Origin of the sequence: Cryobacterium sp. RTC2.1 (genome assembly GCF_035018685.1) — a bacterium.
GTDB lineage: Bacteria > Actinomycetota > Actinomycetes > Actinomycetales > Microbacteriaceae > Cryobacterium > Cryobacterium glucosi.
Window position 1 is genome coordinate 1 of record NZ_JASJXJ010000223.1, and the last position, 4,425, is coordinate 4,425.

The following is a 4,425-nucleotide window of genomic DNA, read 5'->3' on the forward strand; positions in this document are numbered from 1 at the left end:
GTGTGGGGGAGTGCGGAGCGATCGGAGTACAAGGCCGTCGTGCTCGCCGCGCTCATCGTGAGCCACCCCGTCGGCACCGTCAAGGAATACGACGTCTCTTCTCCGGACAGCGCCGTCCTCCGCTGATCCGCGGGCCATCCGCCGGCCGGAGAACCGAGTCGTCCCGCCACGCGTAATCCGCACGGTGATTTTTCCGGGGTTGTTCGCGACACGCGGGCGCGCCTCCCCGGAGGGGGATGCGTGGCGCTTACCTTCGAAATCAGGAATTGCATACTCAGCATAACTTTAAACTTCGACCAGAGGTTTAGGGTTCCACCGGAGGCCGGACGTGTCAACAACAAACCAGAACTACCTCGCTGTCATCAAGGTTGTTGGAATCGGCGGCGGCGGCGTCAACGCTGTCAACCGCATGATCGAACTCGGCCTCCGTGGCGTCGAGTTCATCGCCATCAACACCGATGCCCAGGCGCTGCTGATGAGCGACGCCGACGTCAAGCTCGACGTCGGTCGCGACCTCACCCGTGGCCTCGGCGCCGGCGCGGACCCCGAGGTCGGCCGTCGTGCCGCCGAGGACCACGCCGAAGAAATCGAAGAAGCCCTCGCGGGAGCCGACATGGTCTTCGTGACCGCCGGCGAAGGCGGCGGCACCGGCACCGGCGGCGCACCCGTCGTCGCCCGCATCGCGAAGTCCATCGGCGCGCTCACCATCGGCGTCGTCACGAAGCCGTTCGGCTTCGAGGGCAAGCGCCGCCAGGCCCAGGCCGAGGCGGGTGTCGCCTCCCTCAAGAACGAGGTCGACACGCTCATCGTCGTGCCGAACGACCGCCTGCTGGAAATCAGCGACCGCGGCATCAGCATGCTCGAGGCCTTCGCAACGGCCGACCAGGTCCTCCTCGCCGGCGTGCAGGGCATCACCGACCTGATCACGACCCCCGGTCTGATCAACCTCGACTTCGCCGACGTGAAGTCCGTCATGCAGGGCGCGGGTTCCGCGCTCATGGGCATCGGCTCCTCACGCGGTGCAGACCGCGCCATCAAGGCGGCAGAACTCGCCGTCGCCTCCCCCCTGCTCGAGGCGTCCATCGACGGCGCACACGGAGTGCTCCTCTCGATCCAGGGCGGCTCGAACCTCGGCATCTTCGAGATCAACGACGCGGCCCGCCTCGTCCAGGAGGCCGTGCACCCCGAAGCCAACATCATCTTCGGTGCCGTCATCGACGACACCCTCGGTGACGAGGTCCGGGTGACGGTCATCGCAGCAGGCTTCGACGGCGGAGAACCCGGTGTCAAGGCCGTCGAGGTGCGCCACGCGGACCTCGTGGCCGCGGGTGTCGCCGCCGGCGCCGTCTCCGCTACGGCGGATGCTGCATCGGGCGGCGCTGCGAGCGTCTTCGGCACCGAAGAGGCAAGCGTCGCGACCTGGTCCGCCGGAGAAGCAGGGACGGCCGTCGCCGACCCGGCCTTCGAAGAAGACCCCGACGACCTGGACATCCCCGACTTCCTCAAGTAAACCCATCGTGACCGAATTGCGTCCTGAGCCGTCCGGCCTCGCCGGGGGGCTCGACGTCGTGCGCGAACGGGTCGCCTCGGCCGCCAGGGACGCGGGCAGGGACCCGGCGGACGTGACGACGATCGTCGTGACCAAGTTCCATCCCGTCACGATGATCGAGGAACTCCTCCGGCTCGGTGTGCACGACTTCGGCGAGAATCGCCACCAGGAGGCCCAGGAAAAGGCCGGCGCCCTGGCCGGCCGCGACCTCACCTGGCATTTCGTCGGCCAGGTCCAGGGCAAGAAGGCCCGGCAGGTGCGCGCATACGCTCACGTCGTGCATTCCGTCGACCGGGCGTCCCTCGCGACGGCCCTCGGCTCTGCCGATTCGTCCATCGACTGCTTCATCCAGGTGAACCTCACGGACGACCCCGCTCGCGGGGGCGTCGATCCCTCCGGGCTCGATGCGCTCGTCGAGCACGTGCTCGGCACGCCGGGATTGGGCTTGCTCGGGCTCATGGCCGTCGCCCCGCTCGGGGCGGAACCGGCAGCGGAGTTCGCCAGGGTCCGGTCACTCGGGGAGGGCATCCGAAGGGCCGCGCCCGAGGCGCGATTCCTGTCGATGGGCATGTCGCAGGACTATCCGGAGGCCATCCGCGAAGGGGCGACACACCTTCGAATTGGCACCGCAATCACCGGGAATCGCCCGACTCTCGGTTAATCTGAGTACGAAGAATCACCAACACGGAGGTCGAGATGTCCAACCCGCTCAAGAAAACCATGGTTTACCTGGGGCTGGCAGACGAAGAGCTGGAGTACGAGGCGCCCGTCGCCCCACCCGCGGCCGATCAGAATGCCGTCTCGAATTCCGCCCAGCCGAAGACCGCCGCGCCGCACCAGGCCGGCCCGTCCGCGACGCGCGTCGAGGGCTCTCACGGCACCAATGGCCGCGCCCCGGTGACCCCGCTGCGCAAGACCTCCACTCCCAAGAATGTGGCTGCCTCAGAAATGAATGAAATCCTCACCGTCCACCCGCGCCAGTACCGCGATGCCCAGCTGATCGCGGAATCCTTCCGCGAGGGCATTCCGGTCATCATCAACCTCTCCCAGATGAGTGACGCCGACGCGCGCAGGCTCATCGACTTCGCAAGTGGCCTCTCCCAGGGCCTCTACGGCAAGATCGAACGTGTCACCGCCAAGGTGTTCCTGCTCTCGCCGTCCCACATCGTCGTCTCGGGCGACAACGCCGCCGAGGAGTCCGACACGGAGTCGTCCTTCTTCGCGCAGTCATAGTCTCGGCCGTGTTCGTCGTCACACTGCTCGCCTGGATCATCTACTACGCCCTGCTGTTGTATTTCTTCGTCATGTGGGGACGCTTCATCGTCGACCTCGTCCGCAGCGTCAACCGCTCGTGGCGCCCGCAGGGAATCACGCTCGTTCTGGTCGAATTCATCTACGTGGTCACCGATCCACCGGTCAAATTCTTCCGGCGCATCCTGCCGCCACTGCGGGTCGGCCCGATCGCATTCGACTTCGGCTGGAGCCTGACCATGCTCTGCACGATCATCGGCATGGGCGTCGTCGGCGCTCTCCGGTAGTTCTCGCGTCCGTTCCGGAGTGCGGCATGTATTCTTGATCGAGGCGTCCCGGGTTCGCGTGTGCAACACGCTCCGTCCGGTAGCGTCAATTATTCGTTCGACAAAAAGTTCTCAACTGAGTTTTAAGGGTGGAAAGCCATGGCGCTAACTCCGGAAGATGTAGTCAACAAGCGGTTCCAGTCGACCAAGTTCCGTGAAGGATACGATCAGGACGAGGTGGATGACTTCCTCGACGAGGTCGTCGTGGAGCTTCGCCGCCTGACTGCCGAAAACGAGGAGCTCCGCGCCGGTGTCAGCACCGAAGCCGGAAGCACTCCCGTCGTCGCCCCCGTCGAAGCCGTCAAGGCTCCCGAGGTCGTTCCCGCGCCCGTCGTCGTTCCCGCGGTCGTCGCCGCAGCGGCTCCCGTGGCCGAGCCGATCGACGAGACCGCCGGCACCACGAACCTGCTGCAGCTGGCCCGCCGCCTGCACGAGGAACACGTCAAGGAAGGCGCCGAGAAGCGCGACGCCCTCATCGCCGAGGGTCACGCAACCGCGGCCCGCCTCGTTGCGGAGGCCGAAGCCAAGCAGCGCGCGCAGAACACGATCCTGGACAAGGAACGCTCCGTCCTCGAGAACAAGATCGACGGGCTCCGCACCTTCGAGCGCGAATACCGCCAGAAGCTGAAGAGCTACATCGAGGGCCAGCTGCACGACCTCGACGCTGCCTCACCGGTCGGCGCCGAGAGCGCGCAGAAGCCGAGCTACCAGGGCTTTGGCTCCTAAGGTCCGAACGAAAGGGCGATCCAGCGCGCTCATCGTTCTGGGCCTCGCCGCGCTGGGCGTCTATGCGCTCGACCAGACGGCCAAGTTCCTCGTCGTCAGTTCGCTGACCGAAGGAAGTACCGTCCGGGTTCTGGGGGATGTGCTGCAATGGCACTACGTCCGGAACCCGGGCGCGGCGTTCAGCCTCGCCACCGGCATGACGTGGATCTTCACGATCATCGCCGCGGCGGTCGTCGTGTTCATCGTGATCTTCGCCGGGCGCATCCGCTCCCTGGCGTGGGCGCTCGTCTTCGGCCTGCTCCTCGGCGGCGTGCTCGGAAACCTCACCGACCGGCTTTTCCGGGAGCCGTCCTTCGGCCTGGGCCACGTCGTCGACTTCATCACGACACCCTGGCTGATCCCCGCCATTTACAACGTCGCGGACGCGTCGATCGTCACGAGCATGGTGATCTTCATGATCCTCACCATCCGCGGCATCGGCCTCGACGGACGCAGGGCCGTGCGCGAGCCGGCCGGCACCGCCCATGATGCCGATCCGGCCGACCCCGGCTCGACCCCGGCACCGCCCCTGCC

At 66.4% G+C, this 4,425-nt stretch carries 6 protein-coding genes; all 6 read left to right on the forward strand.

The window, feature by feature from the left end; translation table 11 throughout:
• Positions 1–328: 328 nt before the first annotated feature.
• Positions 329–1,510 carry a cell division protein FtsZ gene (gene ftsZ, locus QN357_RS17995; protein WP_134446092.1) on the forward strand — a complete coding sequence of 394 codons (1,182 nt, stop codon included), beginning with the start codon at positions 329–331 and terminating at the stop codon, positions 1,508–1,510.
• Between the two features lie 7 nt (positions 1,511–1,517).
• Positions 1,518–2,210, forward strand: a complete 693-nt coding sequence (locus tag QN357_RS18000) for a YggS family pyridoxal phosphate-dependent enzyme (protein ID WP_323505302.1) — start codon at positions 1,518–1,520, stop codon at positions 2,208–2,210.
• Between the two features lie 35 nt (positions 2,211–2,245).
• Positions 2,246–2,782 carry a cell division protein SepF gene (locus QN357_RS18005; protein WP_134446091.1) on the forward strand — a complete coding sequence of 179 codons (537 nt, stop codon included), beginning with the start codon at positions 2,246–2,248 and terminating at the stop codon, positions 2,780–2,782.
• Between the two features lie 8 nt (positions 2,783–2,790).
• The gene (locus QN357_RS18010; RefSeq protein ID WP_134446090.1) at positions 2,791–3,087 is read left to right on the forward strand and encodes a YggT family protein; all 297 of its coding nucleotides are present in this window, start codon (positions 2,791–2,793) and stop codon (positions 3,085–3,087) included.
• A 138-nt stretch (positions 3,088–3,225) separates the two neighbouring features.
• On the forward strand, positions 3,226–3,852 hold the full coding sequence (locus tag QN357_RS18015; RefSeq protein WP_134446089.1) for a DivIVA domain-containing protein: 627 nt from the start codon (positions 3,226–3,228) through the stop codon (positions 3,850–3,852).
• On the forward strand, positions 3,842–4,425 hold a 584-nt coding region (gene lspA, locus QN357_RS18020), incomplete at its 3' end, for a signal peptidase II (RefSeq protein ID WP_323505303.1). The genes QN357_RS18015 and lspA, both read left to right, overlap by 11 nt.